Source organism: Streptomyces sp. V1I1 (genome assembly GCF_030817355.1).
In the GTDB taxonomy this organism is placed as follows: domain Bacteria; phylum Actinomycetota; class Actinomycetes; order Streptomycetales; family Streptomycetaceae; genus Streptomyces.
In genome coordinates, this window is record NZ_JAUSZH010000001.1 from 5,515,771 (window position 1) to 5,535,058 (window position 19,288).

Consider the following 19,288-nt stretch of genomic DNA (forward strand, 5'->3'; position numbering starts at 1 on the left):
CATCATCGAAGGACCTGAGACGTGGTTGAGATTGAGACGTTCCTGAAGGGCGCGGACGGTGGGTTCGTGCAGGTGGAAGCCTGCCGTACCCCGCCGCCCGACCTTGACTACATCGAAGGTGCCATTCGGCTATCCGTTGATGGATTGGAAATCATCGGCACTGAAGAGTGGGACTACGTTGACCAGCTCTGGTGTTATATCGCCGAGATGGTGGCGAAAATGCAGTCGTCGGGTTATGCGGAGACGTATTTCCCGGATCAGCCGATCAAGCTCTCCTTCCGGGTCGCAGGGTCTCGCGTCTTGGTGACCGCGAAAATTGGCGAAGAAACTAAGACAGTAAATGCGTCATCCGCGGATTTCCTGGAGGCTGTCAAAGCGGCTGGGATGATCTTCTTCAGGAAGATGTCCGAGCTTGTCCCGGCTAATTCGTACGCCGAGGCGCAGCAGGAGTTGTCAGTTTGAACAAGCCAGAGGCCCCGCCGGAAATTCTTGAATCCGGCGGGGCCTCTGGTGCTCTTGACGGCAGTAGTTGACGGCAACGTCAGCGGACGGGTGCGGCACGGAGGGGCGATTCGTCGCCTTCATCGGGCCGGTTGACGGCTTCGGCGGGGCTATGAAGGGAGCGGCCGAGGAGATCGATGGCGTCGCGCTGGAGGCGGAGTCGGACGTGGGCGTAGACGGTGGCGGTGACGCCGATGTGGGCGTGGCCGAGGAGTTCCTTGATCACGACGAGTTCGACTCCCTGTTCCAGGAGGAGGGTCGCGGTCGAGTGCCGGAGGTCGTGGAACCGGATGCGGCGGAGCCTGGCACGACGGAGCAGGGCGGTGAAGTGCCGGGTGAGCGTGGTTCCTTCGATTGGGGCACCGTTGGGCCGGGTGAAGACGTAGCCGCTGTTCTGCCAGCTTTCGCCTGCCGCTTCGCGTTCCTGGAGTTGTCGGCTGCGGTGCTGTTCGAGAGAGCGCAGGCACGGCGTGGGCAGTGCGATCCGCCGCTCCGAGCTTTGCGTCTTCGTCGGTAGGGCAGTCAGGCCGCTGCTGTTGGTGCGCTGGAGGGTGCGGCGGATGCTGGCGATTCCGCCGACCAGGTCGAGATCTTCCCAGCGCAGTCCGAGGAGTTCGCCCTTGCGCAGCCCGGTACGCAGGGCGAGTTCGAACAGTGCGTTCAGCGAATGATTGCTGGTCGCGGCGAGGAACGCGCGGGCCTCTTCAGTGGTGAGTGGTTCGAAGCGGCGCGGCCGTGGTGCGCCGGTACGGACGTTGCGGGCGACGTTGCGCGGGATCTCCTCCTCGCGTACCGCGTGTTCCAGGGCGGACTTGAGCACGGAGTGGACGTAGGCCAGGGTCAGCGGTGAGAGCCGCTTGGAGCAGCACTTGTCGGCAGAGCAGCAGCGGGGCTCATCACGGGCCGCATCGAGGCCTCGTGCGCAGCACTGGCAGGTGGTGCGGAGCTGGTTGAGCCAGGTGCGTACGTCCTTGGCGGTGAGCTTGGCGAGCTTCTTCCGTCCGAGGCCGGGGATGAGGTAGAGCCGGGCGACGGCGGTGTAGCGGGTGTGGGTGTTCTCGCGGAGCTGGTGGACGGCGACGTTCTCCAGCCAGTAGGTCAGGTACGTGGCCAGGCTGCCCTGCGCGGATGGGGCGGGGAGGCCGCGGTTGCTGGCGGCGATCTTCTCGGTGAGCTTGGCCAGGGCTTCCTTGCGGGTGGTGCCGTAGACGCGGATGCGTTTGCGGGTGTTGCCGGGGGCGAGGACGTATCCGGCGGCTTCCCAGCGGCTGTCCTTGCGCTGGTAGACGGTTCCGTCGCCGTTGGCGCGTACGCGGCGGGAGGGGCTGGTTTCTCGGGGCTGAGTCATCAGGCGGCTTCCTGTTCCAGGCGGGTGCGGATGAAGTCGGTGAGGGCGTGGGTGGGGATGCGGCGGGCGCGGCCGAGGGTGATCGAGGCGAGCTGGCCGGTGCGGAGCAGGTCGTAGACGGCGGAGCGGCCGAGCTGGAGGCGGGCCATCACCTGGGGCACCGTCAGCAGATCCAGCACTTGCACCGCCTCCGCGCGGTGGAGGACGGCGAGCGGGGGCGAGGCCATCAACAGCCCCCTTCGGACGCGAAGCGCCGTCCCAGTTCCCTGCGGATGCCAGACGCTGGCCGCGAGGAGTCCCGCGCCGGGGCTGTAGCCCAAGCCGAGGTAGCTCCAGTGGCCGACAACGAGCGTGGTCGTCGGGTCGGGCTCCGGTAGGCCGGCGTGGGCGCGGGCCTGTTCGGTGCGCCAGGTGCGGCGGGCGTCACGCAGTGCGCCCAGGGTGGTCGAGTAGGAGCGGGACTTGGTGGAGAAGTGGCCGCGGAAGCCGAGCATGTGCGCCCACTTCCAGAGCTTGAGTTCGGCGAACTCCGGCAGGCGGCCCAGTTCCCAGCAGGTGCGGATCATCTGCCGCACATGCCGGGCGACGGCGAGGCGGGACAGCGGCCGGGCCTGGCCGGTACCGCCGCATGCGGTGCACGGGAGCGGGGTGCCGTGGGGCAGGAGGGTGGCGCCGCGTCCCTGGCAGGGGCGGCAGAACAGGGCGCGGTCGAGGACGCCGGAGGCGTCGGCGGACTTGGTGGCGTACTTGGCCACGTAGGCGGCTACGGCCTGGTCGGTGAATTCGGCGTCGGTGCCGAAGGCCGTGATCTCGGATACGTCGAGCTGTTCGCCCCAGCCGAGTTCGCGTCGGTTGACCGCATCCGACTTGATGGTGATGCGGACCCGCGCGGCGGCGGCACGGACCGCGTCGGTGAGCATGGTGACCGTGGCGTACGGCGGTGGAGGCTAGCTGTTGCCGTCCGGGCCGTCGAGCCGGATGACGCCGTGGAAGTGGACCAGGCCACGCTGCTGGTACTCGGCGACCTTCGCGAAGGAGACCCGCAGCACCGTGTGGGCGGCCTTCTGGGTCATGCCGAGCCCGGCGGCGATCTCGCGGCGCAGGTAGGTGGTGAAGCGGGCCCACAGTGCGGAGGCGTGGGCGTTGAACAGGACCGCGCCCGTGTAGTCGTACGTCTTCGGGTTCAGCGGCGTCCCGATCAGGGCGTCGTGTGGTTCGTGGAGCTTGCGGCAGCGGCAGGGGCGGATGTCGCCGCCGGGAGTGGTGGGGCGGTTGTGGACGGGCCCGAAGGACGGCGGGGTGAGGGTGACGTAGACGCGGGGGTGGGTGCGGACGGAGTCGGGGACGGTCTTGCCGCCGGAGAGGCCGGCGCGGATGAGGTGGTAGGTGTCGGCGGCGTAGAGGCGGGAGCAGGCCGGGCAGCGCGAGGCGCGGCGGTTGCCGCACGTGGTCAGCAGGCTGCCGGTGGGTTCCTCGGAGAAGGCGTAGGTGCGCAGGATTTCACCCGTCGTGGTGTCGACGGTGGTGGTGCGGCCGGTGAGGCGGACGGGTTCGGTGCAGCCGCCGAGGTGTTCGATCTGCTGGTGTGCGCGGTCGAAGTCGGGGTGGTTGACCAGGTGGAGCAGGTCCCGTACGGCGGGGCTTGCCACGTGACGCAGGTCCAGGGTGACCATTCGGGGCGTGTCCCTTCAGTTCGGGTGGGTGGCCCCGAGCAGCAACCAGCCCGTCAGGTAGGCGTGTTGGTGCGGCTCGGGGCATGACGAACCAGGCCCATCGGATGGGCGTGGAGTGACGTGAGGGAGATGCGGCCGGTGGGGGCCGGGGCTCAGAGCTGAGCGAGGGCGGCGGTGGCCACCAGCAGGGCGATGCCCATGCGCGCGCCCAGGTGGGCGGCGGTGATCGGGGTTCCGTACTCGGCGCGGTGGGTGTCCGAGATGCGCCGGGCCGCGTCCAGCAGGGCGGCGGGCAGGGCCGGGCCGGAGGCAGGCCGGGCCGTCTGGGCGACGGCGGTGGGAGCCGTGGCGGTCGGTGGTTCCTCGGTCGGCGAGGCGACGGCGACCGGGTCGGTGGCAGGAGGTGCGGGTGCTTCGGTGGGCACCGGCTCGGAGACAGGGGCGCTGGTGCGCTCCAGGTGCGGGGTGGGGGCGGTGGGGGTGTGGAAGTGGGCGAGGAGTGTGGGGCCGACGTGGCCCCAGCCGAGGAGCAAGAGTGGGGCGACGGTGTCCAGACAGGCCCGTCCGTAGCGTCCGGCCAGCAGGGGTTCGGCGGTGTTCAGGGCGAGAGTGAGCAGGCCGCACAGGTGCAACAGCCGGGTACCGGCCCGCAACTCCGCCTTGGACACCCCGCGCAGGGCGAGGAATCGCAGCGCGACCAGGAGCCCGACGACGGACAGGTCCACCATGGGGGCGATCAACGGCGCGATCGGACGGGGGACACCGAGCCGCAGGGCAAGCGCCCAGACGTTGCCGAAGGAGAAGACGAAGGCCAGAGCCGCGATGACCGCCATGACCACGGTTACCGTGCGCCGGGTGAACCGTTCCTCCGCCATGACCTCAACCTCCCTTCCGGTGCAGGTGTTTCAGGATCACTTGGTGAGCGAGGGCGCGGGCGTTACCGTCCCGCCGGCCGAGTGCAGGAGGGCGTCCAGGCACAGGTCCGGGTCAGCGGTCAGGTGCGAGGTCTCCTCGGCGACGCGGGCCGCGTCGGCGTCCGAGACGTAAGGGGTGCGGATGCGGGTGTAGCCGGGACGGCCCTGCATCGCCATCACCGCGACCCCGACGTAGGCGGGGTCCTGCAAGGTCACCGGGCTGGCGTCGGGCCAGTTGCGGATGTCCTCGCCCAGCGCGGCCACCGCGGCCTCCACCGTCTTCTGCGCGAAGGAGAGCCCGATGGGGCACACGTCGCGGATGAAGGTGGGGATGGCGTCGCCGGTTGTCTTCTGGCTGATCAGGATCACCAGGATGCCGACGCTGCGGCCCTTCTTGACCAGGTCCTCCACCAACCGGGCGTTCTCCGCCGTAAGCGCGGCAAGACGCTTCGTCGCCGGGTCGCTGCCCTTGTACTCGCGGAAGAACGTGTGCGCCTCATCGATGATCAGGACCGTGAGCGGCCACTCCGGCGAGGGCCCGACGTGCCACATGTTCTTCACGCCCAGCACGTCCCGGATGGTCGCCGAGCGCCGCTTGCGCAACTCCACCAGGCGCTTGAACAGCGCGTTCGCCTCGTCGAGGTCGTCGCCGCAGAATGCGAACATCCGCTTGACCAGGTCGGCGTAGTCGCCCTCCGAAGCCCGCGACACCTTCCCGTCTACGGTCGCGAGCTGCACGGACGGGGACGGCGCGAAGTCGCAGACGAACTTGTTGACCCCCGAGGTCTTGCCCGCGCCGGGGACGCCGGCCACCGTCACCCCGGGCACGTTCGCCAGGGACACGCACACCCGGGCGGCATACTCGTCCACCCCCAGCTCCCAGCGCGTCAGATCCGCAGGCGGGAGGCCGGTGGGCCGGTGCCTGGTGGGCGTGGTCAGCGGGTCGGAGCGCACGCCACGAATCACCACCCGGCCGGGGCCGTCCGGCAGCACCGAGACTCGTGTGCACCGCCAGGCGTCCGCCAAGAACCGCGCCGACTTCTGGTACTCCTCCAGCCCGACCTGCGGCAGCGTGCGCGCCTGGACGATCACGCCGAACGGGTCGGGCTTGACCTTGATCTTCGGCGTCAGCACCCGAGGCGCGGGGGTGGGGCCGTCCTTAGACGCAGTGATCTGCGCGAAGAGGCCCGGGGTCTTGTCGGTGACCGTCAGCCCGGCCATCCGCGCGAGGCGTACCCAGCCCCAACGCACCCGGACGGCCTGCCGCATGCTGACCTGCGTGCCCCGGTCGGCCCGCACGTAGCGCACCACCGTCCACAGCGGCCACACACCCACCAGCACGACCACGACCAGCAGCGCGTCCGGCGCGTACTTCGTCACGGCTTCCATGTCAGGCCCCCTCTTTGCGTATTAGGCGGAGCACTCATGACCATGGGCCCGGCACGCACGTGAGGGCCCGTCCCTGCCGGGGCTGACGAGTGCGGGGGAGCCTCGATCGGCTGCGCCCGTCAGGGACGGGAGTCGGGTGGGTCAGCGCGGTGCGGCGCCTGGGCGAGCGAGGCGGGTCACGTCTGGCGCCAGGTCCGCCACGGGCGGGTGATGATCTCCCGGTAGGTGTGGTGGGACGGGTTCTGACCGCAGTGCCGCAGCACCCAGTCCTGCGGTTCCGCGAAGTCCTCGCTTGCCGGTGAGGTCTCGCCGTCCACGGCGCACTGCATCGCGTACAGGACCGGCTCCGCGTCCGGCTCGCGGTCGGGCTGGAGCGTCCAGGTCTCGTAGCGCAGGACCGAGCGAGTGGTCACCGTCCCCACCTCCGGTTGGCCACGGCCACCTTCGCGCTCAACTCCTCCGTCGGAGTCGGCGTACGTACGTCCTCGGGCGGCACGTCCCACTCCCGGCCACCGCGCGGCGGCCGAAGCTGCACGTACGGCCCCACATGCCCCATCACCACTCCCACCTTGCCGCTCCGCCGGTCGACCACCAGGGCGCCGGCATCGGGCGAGACGGTGTGCCCGTCGGCATCAGGGGTGGGGACCGTCATCGTGACCACCCCGGCGAGGCGGCGCGCGAGCGGGCGTCCAGTCGCAAGGCGGGAACACATGGGGTGGCGCTCTTTCGCACGTTGATTGCTCCTCGGCGGCGTTGATGCGCGCCCCTGGGCCTGTTGGTGCCGCAGGGTCGGCACCGATCCTCACGCCGGTCACCGGGACGAAGGAACCTCCACCAAAGCCCACTTCGGGACGTTCCGCACCGTGTAGAACGTCCCTAGTGCCGTCCTGAGACGAAGGGGGAGACTCGTGCCGAACGAGAGACTACGAGCCGTCATGGCGGCGGGAGGCTGGACGTACGCCGTACTCGCTCAGCAGGTCGAGGTCGACCCCAAGTCGGTCGAGCGCTGGGTGAACCTCGGGCGTATCCCACGTCGTGCCACCGCCCTCCAGGCGGCCAAGGCCCTGGGAGAAGACGTGCACGCACTCTGGCCGGCGCTCCGCCAGGCCCGCCCCGCCCGCGCCATCAGCCCTGAGTTGGTGGCGCTCTACGAGCAGCGGGCCGACATCCCCGTCTCGGCGTTCACCGACCTCATGGCTCAAGCCCGGGAACGGATCGACATCCTCGTCTACGCGGCCGTCTTCCTCCACGAGGCTTACCCGAGGCTGAACGAACTCCTCAGCGAACGTGCCGCCGAAGGCTGCACCGTCCGCATCGCGATCGGGGACCCCGACAGCGACAACGTCCAAGCCCGCGGGCGGGAAGAACGCTTCGGCCACGGCATCGAATCCCGCTGTCGCCTCGCGCTCATGCACTACAGGCCTCTCGCCGGCACCCCCGGCATCGAAGTCCGCACCCACGCCACCACGCTCTACAACTCCCTCTACCGCGCCGACGACCAGCAACTCGTCAATGCACACGTCTGGGGTGTCAACGCCTACGCCGCCCCGGTGTGGCACCTTCGCCGACACGAGAGGGGCGGCATGTTCGACACCTACGCCGACAGCTTCGACGCCGTGTGGGCGACGGCAACCCCCGTACGAGAGGAAGGCTGACCGTGGCGCGAACCGAATACTACGACGACCCCAGCGCGCCCAAGCCGAACAGCATGGTCGTCGCCGCCTCCGCCGTCGTCACCGACGACCACGGCCGCATCCTCCTCCAGCGCCGACGCGACAACGACCTGTGGGCCCTGCCCGGCGGCGGCATGGACCTCACCGACTCCCTGCCCAGCACAGCCGTCCGCGAAGTCAAAGAAGAGACTGGCCTCGACGTCGAGATCACCGGCCTGGTCGGCACCTACACCGACCCGAAACACATCATCGCCTACACCGACGGTGAGGTCCGCCGCCAGTTCAACGTCTGCTTCACCGCCCGCATCACCGGCGGCCGGCTGGCAATCTCCGACGAGTCCACCGAACTCCGGTTCGTGCCGCCCGAAGAGATCGAGCAGTTGCCGATGCACCACACCCAACGGCTCAGGCTCCAGCACTTCCTGGAACACCGCGAGAAGCCGTACCTGGGTTGAACCGGCTGACGGCAGTCGCTCACGCGTGCACAGTCTGACGATGTTGCGAATTTCTTGGGGTACACGAAGACCAAAATGAAGTCTGCAGGCGGGGCCCCAATTTGGGAGAACAAGAAGGCTGGAGGCGGTCAACCTCGGTATATCACCTACGATCGGACCGGGCATAACAAGCAGGCGGTATTCAAGGGTGCCAGCTTCCGTAATCCTTTCCAGTCGACGAAGGATTCGGCTCGGGATGGAACGTATGGGCTGGATGTATCCCCGACAGGAGAGGTGTTGGGTCTCAAGTGGCTAGCAAAATGACAGCCGAGCTTGTCGTCAGCCCGAGCGACCAGCATGTGCGAGCCTCCCTGGCAGAGGCGCCGGCCTGGAGTGCCTACGCGGCGGATTTGCGGAGGTTGCTCAACGTGGTGATCGAGGAATGCGGAGCTGACCGTCTTGAGGTCAGTGAGCTGCTGGTCAGCGAACCGCTCCCTGACCGGTACTGGAGGCTCCGCAACGGGATGCAGGCCAACCCGGCGGAGGCGATAGATCTCGCTGAGCGGATGGCGGCTGGGTTCGGACCGTACTGCCGACTGATCACACCGGGGCGGCTTCGCGTCGAGTCGGGATGGGATGGGGCGATCCATCTCTCAATGGATCCAGCGGTAGCCAATTCGCTTACCGGGCTCGCTGGCGACAACCTGTCTCTTGAGTGGCGCGCCTCGGAACCGGATCCTGAGGAGGAGTCAAGACTTGTCGATGGCGTCGTGGATGACGAGTTTTGGGGCTCGGTTCGAGCGGCGGCCGATGGGCTAGTGCTCTTGTGTGAGCGCTGGGCGCACGGCGCTTACGGCTGCCGATGGTTCCGGGTGACTGCGGGAAATGTAGCGGAGGTGGCACAGGCTGTACGGTCTCGCTCGCTCCTCTGCGTTGTCGCAAACCCGGACCTGCGGCTCGACGCGGGGCTATTGGACGAAGATTTCACTGCGTTCGAAGCCCCGCTCACGCCTGGCCAGCTCATTTACCGCGCCCACCCAGGGGGGGCCGATAGTCTCGCCGAAGTAACGGGCAGGGGATTTTCGTTCATGCTGGCGGATGTGGTCTTGGCTGGGTGGTGCGCCGTGGTGCCGGATTCAGACGGCGTAGTCAGAGCACCATGGGAGAGCCCCGGTGAGGGGTGAGGGGCGAGGCGGAGCGGCGGCTATCTCAAGGAATAGCCGATTCGCGATCGAAGTGATCGGTGATCCCGCGTCGGAGGGTGGCGTCTCGTTGCCTTCCGAGGTCGCCGGTAGGGTCACGGTCGGGGATTTCTCAGAATCATTCCCGATGGACCTGAGCTTCTGGACGGTGGCTGACTACTCTCGAAGTTGGGAGAGAGCCCTGAGGGAGCTTGAGGCGAGCGAGAATTCGACCTCGTGCCTCATCTCTTCGATCACGGACCCGGAGACCGCTAACTTCATCTTCTGCTGGCCCATTTACCGGGAAGGGGAAGCTGTCCACGTGCAAAACTCGATCATCTTCCTGGATGGCCTCGAAGAAGAGTTCAATCCGCAAGAGCCTTGGCGATATGCGGAGGCTCGAAGTTTGGTTGACGAGGACGGGAACCAAATTTCTGAGTGGTCGACGACCATCTCTGAGGTGCGGCGGTGCCGCGAGTCCATCGGGGGCCAGTAGCTCACGTACACACGCAGCCGCTGTCCTTCCAGCCCATCCCCAGCGCCTCACGTCCCTGGAGTTGCCGGTCGCGGTGCTGTTCGAGGGAGCGCTGGCACGGCGTCGGCAGGATGATGCGCCGCTCCGAGCTCTTGGTCTTCGTCGGGAGGGCGGTCAGGCCGCCGGAATTGGTGCGCTGGAGAGTGCGTCTGATACTGGCGGTTCCGCCGGCCAGGTCGACGAGCCCCGGGCCGACAGCAGTGAGCTCCGTTTTCTCTCGTCCCGACTGGTTGAGGCGCTGCGGGACGCCTTGCGCGTCGCCGAGAGCCGTGGCGCTCGACTACCGAAGCGTGCTTCCGTGCGGTCATCCGAAACCTGATGGCCCCGGGGGCGGCTCATCCGAGTCGCCCCTCACGAAGTCGGGACCCAGCAGGCCGGACCGCGAGGAGTCCCTATGGACGCCAAGACCTACGGTCGTCTGCGCACCGTCGCCGACGAACTGCCCATCGAGCCCCCGGTCTGGGCCATCGAGATCGATGACGCGGGCATCACGTTGATGAGGAGTCCGGGTAAGCGGCACGAGCTCATCACCCTGCGGCTGCGCCGACAACTCGATGCCCAGCTGCTCGCCACCCACGCCGGGGTCGTCGCTCACAGTGGGCCGGAGATCGAGTCGCCGGCCATACAGCGCATGCGGCGGCCCGACCTGCTTGTGCTCCCCGAGTCCGCCCTGGACGAGGACGACGCCTACGTGGATCCCGCCGATGTACTGATGGTGGCGGAGATCGTTTCGCGCTCGAATCCCGATAATGACTACGAGGACAAGGCTCGGGACTACCCGGCCATGGGGATCCCCGTCTACGTGATCATCGACCCCCGGAAGGGCACGGCCGCGGTTCTCACTGACCCCGGCCCCGGGGCGGAGGGCTTCCGGTACCGGTCCAGGCACGACTACGTCTTCGGCGACACGATGACCGCCGGAGCCTGGGTTATCGACACCGGACAGTTCCCGACCTACGAGAGTCCGTAGTACCAGAAAACAGGACAGGGCCCCTCCGCCACGGGAGGGGCCCTGTCACTGCCAGCTACTTCGACAGGTTCGCCGGCGGCGCGATCGGCGTCGCCGCAATCGACTGTGGCGACGTCGCCGACGCGTACGCCGACGGTGCCGCCATCGCCGCCGTCGGGTCGAGCGCCGACGCCTCCTCGATCGCCGGGGGCAAGCCGCCCACGATGCGGATGCCCGCCGTGTCGAAGGCCTGCTTGATGCGCCAGCGCAGTTCCCGCTCCACGCCCAGCGCCTTGCCCGGCATCGTCTTCGCCGAGACCCGGATCGTCATCGAGTCCAGCAGCACCTCGTTCAGGCCCAGCACCTCCACCGGGCCCCACAGCTGCTCGTTCCACGGCTCGGACTTCGCCAGGTCGTCCGCGACCTCGCCGATCACCGAGCGGACGTGGTCCAGGTCCTCCGAGGAGCGGACCATGACGTCGACCGCCGCCGTCGCCCAGCCCTGGCTGAGGTTGCCGATGCGCTTGATCTCGCCGTTGCGTACGTACCAGATCTCGCCGCTGTCGCCGCGCAGCTTCGTCACGCGCAGGCCGACCTCGATCACCTCGCCGGAGGCGACGCCCGCGTCCACGCTGTCGCCGACGCCGTACTGGTCCTCCATGATCATGAAGACGCCCGAGAGGAAGTCCGTCACGAGATTCCGCGCGCCGAAGCCGACCGCCACGCCCGCGACACCCGCCGAGGCGAGCAGCGGGGCCAGGTCGATCTTGAAAGCGCCGAGGATCATCAGGCCCGCGGTGCCGAGAATCACAAAGGAAGAGACCGAGCGGAGTACGGATCCGATGGCCTCGGAGCGTTGCCGGCGTCTCTCGGCGTTGACCAGCAGACCGCCGAGCGCCGTGCCCTCCACGGCCTGGGCGGAGCGGTTCATCCGCTCTATCAGCTTGGTCAGGGCACGGCGGAGGAGCATGCGCAGCACCAGCGCGACCACCAGGATCAGCGCGATGCGCAGACTGGTGTTCAGCCAGGTGGACCAGTTCTCCTCCACCCAGCCCGCGGCGTCGCCGGCCTGCTTGGCGGCCTCGTCGAGCGAGACGGGCTCGGGTGACGGATCGGCGGCCAATAGGACGGACCAGGACACGGGGGGAACCTCCAGGCATTGCGGTAGCAGACCAACCACCCTAACGGGGCATCCGGTGTGTTCCGGTGCGCTGTTCGAGGGAGAGACGAGGCTCACCTGGGGATGAACCTGTCGAAGGCATGTCGAGGCACGTCACGGCACGTCGAAGGCATGTGGTCGAAAACACCTCGAGCCCGTTACCTGCACGTGGTGGCGCTCGGACCTGGCATGAGGAGAGACTGAGAGCAGATCGTCCCGGCGCGAGCCACGCGCCGCCGGCGTACAAGGAGGCATCCACCGTGCCGCACGTCCTGGTCCTCAATGCGTCGTACGAGCCCCTCGGCGTCGTACCGCTCCGCCGCGCGCTCATCCTCGTCCTGGAGAACAAGGCTCTCTGCCTCGAGGAATCCGGCGCCTTCATGCACAGCGCGACCCGTGCCATCGCCGCCCCCAGCGTCGTACGTCTGAAACGGTTCGTGCGGGTCCCCTACCGGGGGCCTGTTCCTCTCACCCGCAAAGCACTCTTCGCCCGCGACGGCGGGCGCTGTATGTACTGCGGTGGCGTCGCAACCAGCGTCGACCATGTCATTCCGCGCAGTCGCGGCGGACAGCACGTCTGGGACAACGTGGTGGCGGCCTGCCGCCGCTGCAATCACGTCAAGGCGGACCGGCATCTGCGGGAGCTGGGGTGGCGGCTGCGCCATCAGCCCGCCCCGCCGAGCGGGCTCGCGTGGCGCATCATCGGGACCGGGCATAGGGATCCGCGCTGGCTGCCATACCTGCAGCCGTACGGCGCGGACGACGCGATGGCCCGGATCGACGGCATTTCTGCCTAAGATCCGGGCCTTCGTCGTCCCTTGTCCGGGCTGTAACGGCTCGCTCACTCTGCGACGGCGTATGCCTCCACCGACCAGAGTGAGTAGCCGTACTGCGTCGCGCGCGCATCGCCCTGGACGCGGATGAAGCGGGTGTCGCGGCTGTCCATGCGGACCGCCTCGCGCCCGCCCCTGCCGTCGGTCACCGTGGCGGCCGTGCGCCAGATGCGGCCGTCAGCGGAGACCTGGACGCGGTACTTCGTCGCGTACGCGTCCTGCCAGTGCAGCACCACCTGGCCGACCCGGGCGGGCCGCTTCAGTTCCAGCTGCCACCAGGCGCCGTCCTCGGCGGGCGAGGACCAGCGGGTCTTCGGGTCGTCGTCGATCGCCGAGGCCGCCGGGAAGTCTGCCGTCTCGTCGCCGGACGAGGAGGCGACGGAGCCCGCGGTGCGTGCGAGGTCGGGGCCCGCGGTGCGCGGATAGGCACGCACCGTGAGCGTGCGCTCCTGGCCTCCGAAGGACAGCGGCACCCGGTACTCCCCGGCCGGAGTGCCCGCCGGGACGGTGACCTCGACCGGCACGGTCGTACGCAGTCCACGCGGCACCGTCGTCTCCTTCGGCACCGACACCTTGATGCCCGCCGGAGCCTTCGCGGTGAGCGCGCCGCGCACCTCGGCGGGGCGGCGCGGGGTCAGCCGGATGCCCGCCCGCTGCGGACCGCCGCCGATCTCGGCGTCCGTCTCGCCCTGTACGAGATCGAGGCCGGCCGACGGCTCGTCGGCGAACCAGGGCACCACGGACCGTACGGCGACGGGCTCGTCCCCGTCCGACGCGACCCGCACCGCGTCCATCCGCAGGCCCTTGGCGTCGGCGTGGGTCCAGCCGCTCGCCGAGAGGGGGCCGAGCGTGCGCCAGCCCTCGCCCGGGACGTGTGCCTCAAGGCGGCCACCGGAGCCCGCGCCACCGCCCGGGGTCCCGCTCGCGGCCCCGGAGACCGCCGCCCCGCGCGTCGGCTCCGACATCACCGTCACCGCCGCCACCGGCCTCGCCCGGTCCAGCCACACCGTGTCGTCGCCCGCCGTGTCCTTGACGCGGTCCGCGCCCGTCCAGGCCGCCGACTCCTTCGCCGCCCGGTCCAGGAACGGGTTCAGCACGCCCTTGCCGACCGTCACCCGGCTCGCCCCGAGCCTCTTGCGCAGCGGCTCCAGGTCCAGCGAGGCCCGCCAGCCCGTCTCGCCGTCGCCGCGGGCCTGCGCCTGCAGCATGTCGACGGACAGCTCGCCGGCCCGGCCGTACCGGGCCAACTGCTCCAGCCACGGCCGTACTTCGTCGCCCAGACGGCCGTCGGCGGGCCGCTTCAGCCGCTGCGGGGCCTCGCGCATCACGGTGAACGCGGCGCGCAGCGAGACCGCGGCCCGGTCCCTGGCCGCCACGTCCGTCGTCGTACGCGACCACCAGAAGTCCTTCAGCAGCGGCTGCAGGTAGCCGGACTCGGCGGGGCTGAGGATCGAGGAGGCGTGGTTGCCGGCCAGCGCGCGCAGCGCCTCACGGGTTGACGCGTCGCCGCCCGCGAGGTCGTTTATCGCGGCCTGCCAGGACTCCTGGGGGCGGTAGCTCCTCGGGTTCCAGGCGTAGTCGGCGGCCGTGAACAGCGGGATGCGGGAGGCGGACGCCTGCTCCATCGCGTTGGCGAGCAGGGCGGCCGAACCGCTCGCCACGGCAGGCTCGCGGCCCGTGTAGGGGCCGAGGAACATCCGGTCCTGTGCGTAGTCGTTGACCGGGTAGTTGTCCATGGTGACCAGCGGGTGCTTGAACACGTCCCGCGCACCCACCAGTTCGCGCCCGGTGATCGTGCGCGGCACCACGCCCACGCCCGTCCACGCCACCTGGACCCGGCTGTCCAGCTCGCTCGCGAGCGCCTGCCGGTATTCGGTGGCGCCGTCCTGGTAGAACTCCGTCGGCATCAGCGACAGCGGCTCGGCCCCCGGATACCGGTCCGCCAGATGCCGTGCCACCGCGCCCGCGACCCGCGCGTGTGCCCTGGCCGCGGCCTCCGGGCCCGAGCCGAAGGCGTCCGCGTCCTTGTCGCAGTGCCACTCGCTGTAGCTGACGTCCTGGAACTGCAGCTGGAAGGCGCGCACACCGAGCGCCCACATCGCGTCGATCTTGCGCGTCAGTGCCTTGACGTCGCCGTTCTTGGCCAGACACATCTCCTGCGCGGGCGCGACGGCCCAGGCGAGCGTGACGTGGTTCTGCCGGGCGCGCTCGGCGAGTTCGCGGAACTCGGCGCGCTGCGCGGCGGGGTACGGGTCGCGCCAGCGGGCCTGCCGGAAGGGGTCGTCGCCGGGCGCGTAGAGGTAGCGGTTCTGCTTGGTACGGCCCATGAAGTCCAGCTGCGACAGACGCTGTTGATGGCTCCAGGGCTGTCCGTAGAAACCCTCCGTCAGGCCGCGGACGGCCGTGCCCGGCCAGTCGCGTACGAGAACTCCAGCGACAACTCTGGCGACGGTCTTCCGGCCGGTCCCGGTGGCGGCGTTCCGGTCGGTGATCAGTTGGCGCAGCGTCTGGACGCCGTGGAACAGCCCGTCCTCGCCGACGCCGTCGAGCGCGACCGTGTCACGGCCCTCGACCTGGCCGACCGCGATCCGGTAGCCGCCGGAGGGCAGGTCGGCGCGTTCGGGCGCGCGCAGGGCGCGCAGCGCGTTCTGCGCGCCGGTGCCGCCGATGCGCAGGACGGGGCCGCGGCCGGGCAGTTCGGTGTGCACGGTCCGTACGCCGGACTCCCGCAGCAGCTCCTTGAGCAGCTCCACGGAGTACGGATCGGCGGCGCGGTCCGCGACTACGGTCACCTCGTCGCCGAGCGGCACGGCGGAGCCCGCCGCCCGCATCGACTGCGGGCGCGGCCACACGGACGGCAGTGCGGCCTCGCCCTCTGGGTCCTTGGCGGTGCTGGGTGTGGAGACGGGGTCCTCGGGGGCCGCGACAGCGCCGTGCGCGCCGCCGAGCAGGCTGCCGATGACAGCGACCGCGACGGCTGTCGCGGTGCGCCTCCTGCGCGCGAGCCGCACGCCCGTCTCCCCTCGTTCTCCCCTTGCCGTTCCGGTCGGTTTCGAGCCCACCACCACCACACTGAGGGTGTCAATGCGCATGGCCGTTGTGCACCTTTTGCCTGATGCGATGGGTGGTTTGGCGCAGTGTGACTCAACTGCTTGGCGAGGGAGGGAATGTGGGGAACGGAATGTGATGCGGAACACGTTGACTGATCGTGTACGTCTGCCGCCGCGCCCGCTGGGTAGGGCGTCTGTGTCCCGCTACCGTCAGCTTGGAGTGACCCCCATGGCCGCATCCGCACATCTGCTGCTCTCCGCCCTGTCCAAACAGGTCCCGGGCCCCGGCCCGCTGACCAGCGAACCCCCGCTCGCCGACGCCGCCCCGCTGACCAGCGAGCCGCCCCTCGCCGACACCGCTCCCCTCACCAGTGAGCCGACCGCGCCCGGCATGGCCGGCGGCACGGAGTCCCCAGGAGTCTGAATGGGCCTTGCCCGGCTCGCAGCGCTGCACGGAGTCGCCACCGCCTACGCGCCCTCGGAGGGCGTCACGGTCCCGGTCCCCGACACCACGGTCGTCGCAGTCCTCGCCGCGTTGGGCGTCGACGCGTCGACGCCCGCGGCGTTACGCGACGCCTTGAACCACGCCGAGTCCGCGGCGTCGGCCCGCCTGCTGCCGCCGACGGTGGTGCTGTGGCGTGAGGGCGCCCAGGCGCTCCCACCTGCCCTGACGGCGCTCCCCGCGGGCACGAGTGTGCGAGTCGAGACGGAAGGGGGCGTGGCGGTCGAGTGGACCAGCCCGGGGCCGGCCGACGCTGCCCAGCAGGGCGGGGCGGAGCCGAGCACCACGGCTGACGCGAGGCCTCCCGTCGACGCGAGGCCTCCCGTCGACGCGAGGCCTCCGGGCGACGCGCCTCCGGGCGGCGCGCCTCCCGTCGACGCGGCGCCTCCCGCCGACGAGCCCCGCGTCTGGTCGCAACTGCCCCTCGGCGTGCACCAGTTGTACGCCCACCCCCACGCCCACGCCCCCGACGATTGCGTCGCACACTCCACCCTCATCGTCGCGCCCGCCCGCCTGCCGCAGCCCGACCGGCGTTCGTACGGCTTTCTCGTGCAGCTCTACTCCCTGCTCTCCGCCCGGTCCTGGGGCATGGGCGACCTCGGTGATCTGGCTGAGCTCGCCAGCTGGTCGGGGCGGGCGCTCGGAGCGGGGTTTGTACAGGTCAACCCGTTGCACGCGGCTGTGCCCGGCGCGCCCACCGATCCCTCGCCGTACCGGCCGTCCTCGCGGCGGTTCCCCGATCCCGTCCATCTGCGGATCGAGGACATCCCCGAGTACGCGTACGTCCGCGCCCGCGACCGGCAGCGGCTGGACGAGCTCCGTGACGAGGCCGCGCGGCTGCGTGAATCCGTGCTGGAGAAGGGCGCGTTGATCGACCGGGACGCCGTGTGGGCGCTGAAGCGCGCGGCACTGGAGATCGTGCACGGTATCCCGCTCGGGCCCGGCCGCCGCGCCGCGTACTGCGACTTCCTGGCCGAGCAGGGTCAGGCCCTGGAGGACCACGCCACCTGGTGCGCCCTCGCCGAGGTGCACGGGCCCGAGTGGCACTCCTGGCCCGCCGCGCTGCGGGACCCGCGCTCGCCCGAGACAGCGCGGGCCCGGCGCGAGCTGATGGACCGGGTCGACTTCCACGGGCGGCTCGCCTGGCTCACCGACCAGCAGCTGGCCGCCGCCGGGCAGGCGGCGCGCGAGGCGGGCATGGGCGTCGGCATTGTCCATGACCTGGCCGTCGGCGTGCATCCCGGGGGCGCGGACGCCTGGGCGCAGCGGGAGGCACTCGCCGTCGGGATGTCAGTCGGCGCGCCCCCGGACGCCTTCAACGCACGCGGTCAGGACTGGGGCCTGCCCCCGTGGCGGCCGGATGTGCTGGCCGCGTCCGGTTACGCCCCGTACCGCGGACTGCTCCGCGGCCTCCTCCGGAACGCGGGTGCGCTGCGCATCGACCATGTCATGGGCCTGTTCCGCCTCTGGTGGGTCCCGGAGGGCAGCCCGCCCACCGACGGCACGTATGTGCGGTACGACGCGGAGGCGATGCTCGCGGTCCTCGTCCTGGAGGCCCACCGCGCGGGCACGGCCGTCATAGGGGAGGACCTCGGCACGGTCGAACCGGGTGTGCGTGAGGCCCTGACTCGCAGGGGCGTGCTGGGCACCTCCGTGCTCTGGTTCGAGCGCGACTGGGCCGGCACGGCCCGCCCGCTGCCGCCCGAGCGCTGGCGCGAGGACTGCGTGGCCACCGCGACCACGCACGATCTCCCGTCCACCGCGGCCCGCCTGACCGGCGAGCATGTGGCGCTGCGGCACCGCCTCGGTCTGCTCACCCGCCCCCTGGCGCAGGAGCGTACGCAGGACGCGGCGGACGTCGCCGAATGGCTCGGCCTGCTCACCGGCCTCGGCCTGCTGCCCGAGGGCAGGGGTGACGAGGAGGGCCAGATCCGCGCGGCCTACCGCTTTCTGCTGCGTACGCCCGCCCGCATGGTCGGCGTCTGGCTGCCGGACGCGGTCGGCGACCGCCGACCGCAGAACCTCCCGGGCACCTGGGACCAGTACCCGAACTGGCGCCTGCCGGTCGCGGACGCCGAAGGCCACCCGGTCACCCTGGAGGAGTTGGCCGCCTCGCCCCGCCTGCACGCGCTGATGGGGGTCTTCGGGCCCCGTACGGCACCCCCGGACGCGCGGTCGGGATAGCCGTTCGCTACGTTGGCACCGTGGACAAGAAGAACGCTTTGCGCGCCGGCGCCGTCGCGGCCGGTACGACGCTGATGATGCTGCTCCTGTCGTCGCCCGCGCTCGCCGCTGCCCCCGGCGCCGACGACGGCTCGGACCCGGGCCCGGGTCTGAGCGTGATCGAGACGCTGGGCCTCTATGTCGCGGCGCCGCTGGGCCTCTTCGTGGTGATCGCGGGCCTGGTGATGGCTCTCGACAAGTCCAGCAAGCAGAGCTGACCGGCTCCGAGCCTCACCAGCTCCACCAGCTCCACTAGCTTTCCAAGGGCGCCTTGGGTGTGTACGCACCCCAGGGCGCCTTTGCCATGCCTGCCAACCTCTCGCCCTCTCGAGGCCCGACCTTTCAGTCGTCGTCCGGGGATGTGGACCTCGCGCTGTCCCTGGCGGCGCACGCGCCGACGGCCCGCGACCCGAAGTTCACGCGGGTGCCGCCGCTGGCGGACCCACTGGACGTGGCCCTGCCGGCCGGGCACCCGCTTGCCGCGGCGGCGGGTCTGCGACTGGCGGACCTGTCCGGCGAGCCGTGGATCTTCGGGGGCAGCGGGCCGTGGTCGGAGATCACGCTGGCGGCGTGCGAGGCGGCGGGTTTCGTGCCGGAGAAGGCGCATTCGGCGGCGGGCTGGACGGCGATCCTGGCGATGGTCGAGGCGGGGATGGGCGTCGCGCTGATCCCGCGGATGGCGGCGGCGGAGCGGCGTACGCGTACGGGTGTGGTGATGCGGGTCCTGAGCGCGGACCAGCCGCGCCGCCATGTGGTCGCGGCGGTGCGGAGGGGGGCGGAGGAGGGGGCGGGGGTGGCGCGGGTGGTGGGGGCGTTGCGGGAGGTGGCGGCGGCGCGGGTGGGTTGAGGGGTGTGATTTTCCCCTACCCGCCCCTTCCCGAACTGGGGGCGGGCCCCCAGACCTCCCGGGGGAGGGGGTGTGGG

General features: G+C 70.2%; 18 protein-coding genes and 3 pseudogenes. 12 read left to right on the top strand and 9 right to left on the bottom strand.

Translation table 11 applies throughout. The annotated features are described in order from the left end of the window. Window positions 1-21: 21 nt before the first annotated feature. Window positions 22-462 (top strand): hypothetical protein, encoded by a 441-nt coding sequence (locus QFZ67_RS25930; RefSeq protein WP_307663471.1) that lies wholly within the window; start codon window positions 22-24, stop codon window positions 460-462. A gap of 79 nt (window positions 463-541) precedes the next feature. On the opposite strand, the gene QFZ67_RS25935 is transcribed toward QFZ67_RS25930, so the two are convergent. The 7 genes and pseudogenes from QFZ67_RS25935 to QFZ67_RS25965 form a co-directional block, all read right to left on the bottom strand. After that, window positions 542-1,849, bottom strand: coding sequence for a site-specific integrase (locus QFZ67_RS25935; RefSeq protein ID WP_307663472.1), 1,308 nt, complete (start codon window positions 1,847-1,849; stop codon window positions 542-544). Further along, window positions 1,849-2,076 carry a helix-turn-helix domain-containing protein gene (locus QFZ67_RS25940; protein ID WP_307663473.1) on the bottom strand — a complete coding sequence of 76 codons (228 nt, stop codon included), beginning with the start codon at window positions 2,074-2,076 and terminating at the stop codon, window positions 1,849-1,851. Before QFZ67_RS25940 ends, QFZ67_RS25935 begins: the two co-directional genes overlap by 1 nt. Further along, window positions 2,076-3,522 (bottom strand): annotated as a pseudogene (locus QFZ67_RS25945) (replication initiator). Before QFZ67_RS25945 ends, QFZ67_RS25940 begins: the two are co-directional and overlap by 1 nt. A 152-nt stretch (window positions 3,523-3,674) precedes the next feature. Next, on the bottom strand, window positions 3,675-4,397 hold the full coding sequence (locus QFZ67_RS25950; protein ID WP_307663474.1) for a DUF2637 domain-containing protein: 723 nt from the start codon (window positions 4,395-4,397) through the stop codon (window positions 3,675-3,677). Window positions 4,398-4,433: 36 nt separating this feature from the next. Further along, on the bottom strand, window positions 4,434-5,825 hold the full coding sequence (locus tag QFZ67_RS25955) for an FtsK/SpoIIIE domain-containing protein (RefSeq protein WP_307663475.1): 1,392 nt from the start codon (window positions 5,823-5,825) through the stop codon (window positions 4,434-4,436). A gap of 176 nt (window positions 5,826-6,001) precedes the next feature. After that, window positions 6,002-6,247 (bottom strand): hypothetical protein, encoded by a 246-nt coding sequence (locus tag QFZ67_RS25960; RefSeq protein WP_307663476.1) that lies wholly within the window; start codon window positions 6,245-6,247, stop codon window positions 6,002-6,004. After that, window positions 6,235-6,486 (bottom strand): hypothetical protein, encoded by a 252-nt coding sequence (locus tag QFZ67_RS25965; protein WP_307665968.1) that lies wholly within the window; start codon window positions 6,484-6,486, stop codon window positions 6,235-6,237. Before QFZ67_RS25965 ends, QFZ67_RS25960 begins: the two co-directional genes overlap by 13 nt. A gap of 274 nt (window positions 6,487-6,760) precedes the next feature. Here QFZ67_RS25965 and QFZ67_RS25970 point away from each other — a divergent pair, with 274 nt between their 5' ends. The 6 genes and pseudogenes from QFZ67_RS25970 to QFZ67_RS25990 all read left to right on the top strand — a co-directional run bounded on the left by QFZ67_RS25970 (window position 6,761) and on the right by QFZ67_RS25990 (window position 10,618). Next, complete coding sequence (locus QFZ67_RS25970; RefSeq protein ID WP_307665969.1) at window positions 6,761-7,480, top strand: XRE family transcriptional regulator; 720 nt, start codon at window positions 6,761-6,763, stop codon at window positions 7,478-7,480. Between the two features lie 2 nt (window positions 7,481-7,482). Beyond that, entirely contained in the window at window positions 7,483-7,953 is a 471-nt protein-coding gene (locus QFZ67_RS25975) for an NUDIX domain-containing protein (protein ID WP_307663477.1), read from the top strand. Between the two features lie 51 nt (window positions 7,954-8,004). Then, window positions 8,005-8,256, top strand: a pseudogene (locus QFZ67_RS39160) (toxin C-terminal domain-containing protein); the annotation flags it as partial. 104 nt (window positions 8,257-8,360) lie between these two features. Further along, window positions 8,361-9,116, top strand: coding sequence for a hypothetical protein (locus QFZ67_RS25980; protein WP_307663478.1), 756 nt, complete (start codon window positions 8,361-8,363; stop codon window positions 9,114-9,116). Between the two features lie 145 nt (window positions 9,117-9,261). Then, the gene (locus QFZ67_RS25985; protein ID WP_307663479.1) at window positions 9,262-9,609 is read left to right on the top strand and encodes a hypothetical protein; all 348 of its coding nucleotides are present in this window, start codon (window positions 9,262-9,264) and stop codon (window positions 9,607-9,609) included. 433 nt (window positions 9,610-10,042) lie between these two features. Continuing rightward, a complete protein-coding gene (locus tag QFZ67_RS25990; protein WP_307663480.1) occupies window positions 10,043-10,618 on the top strand; it encodes a Uma2 family endonuclease in 576 nt (191 codons plus the stop codon). Between the two features lie 55 nt (window positions 10,619-10,673). Here QFZ67_RS25990 and QFZ67_RS25995 read toward each other — a convergent pair whose 3' ends face one another. Then, complete coding sequence (locus QFZ67_RS25995) at window positions 10,674-11,738, bottom strand: mechanosensitive ion channel family protein (protein ID WP_307663481.1); 1,065 nt, start codon at window positions 11,736-11,738, stop codon at window positions 10,674-10,676. 278 nt (window positions 11,739-12,016) lie between these two features. Here QFZ67_RS25995 and QFZ67_RS26000 point away from each other — a divergent pair, with 278 nt between their 5' ends. Beyond that, window positions 12,017-12,553: an HNH endonuclease gene (locus QFZ67_RS26000; RefSeq protein WP_307663482.1), complete on the top strand. Its 537-nt coding sequence runs from the start codon at window positions 12,017-12,019 to the stop codon at window positions 12,551-12,553. Window positions 12,554-12,597: 44 nt separating this feature from the next. Here QFZ67_RS26000 and QFZ67_RS26005 read toward each other — a convergent pair whose 3' ends face one another. Then, a complete protein-coding gene (locus QFZ67_RS26005; protein WP_307665970.1) occupies window positions 12,598-15,600 on the bottom strand; it encodes a beta-N-acetylglucosaminidase domain-containing protein in 3,003 nt (1,000 codons plus the stop codon). Window positions 15,601-15,868: 268 nt separating this feature from the next. On the opposite strand from QFZ67_RS26005, the gene QFZ67_RS26010 reads away from it, so the two are divergent. The 4 genes and pseudogenes from QFZ67_RS26010 to QFZ67_RS26025 form a co-directional block, all read left to right on the top strand. Next, window positions 15,869-16,063 (top strand): hypothetical protein, encoded by a 195-nt coding sequence (locus QFZ67_RS26010; protein ID WP_307663483.1) that lies wholly within the window; start codon window positions 15,869-15,871, stop codon window positions 16,061-16,063. Continuing rightward, window positions 16,064-18,325, top strand: a complete 2,262-nt coding sequence (malQ, locus tag QFZ67_RS26015) for a 4-alpha-glucanotransferase (protein WP_307663484.1) — start codon at window positions 16,064-16,066, stop codon at window positions 18,323-18,325. 20 nt (window positions 18,326-18,345) lie between these two features. After that, complete coding sequence (locus tag QFZ67_RS26020) at window positions 18,346-18,582, top strand: hypothetical protein (RefSeq protein WP_307663485.1); 237 nt, start codon at window positions 18,346-18,348, stop codon at window positions 18,580-18,582. A gap of 131 nt (window positions 18,583-18,713) precedes the next feature. Further along, window positions 18,714-19,211: pseudogene (locus QFZ67_RS26025) on the top strand (LysR substrate-binding domain-containing protein); the annotation flags it as partial. Window positions 19,212-19,288: the final 77 nt, after the last annotated feature.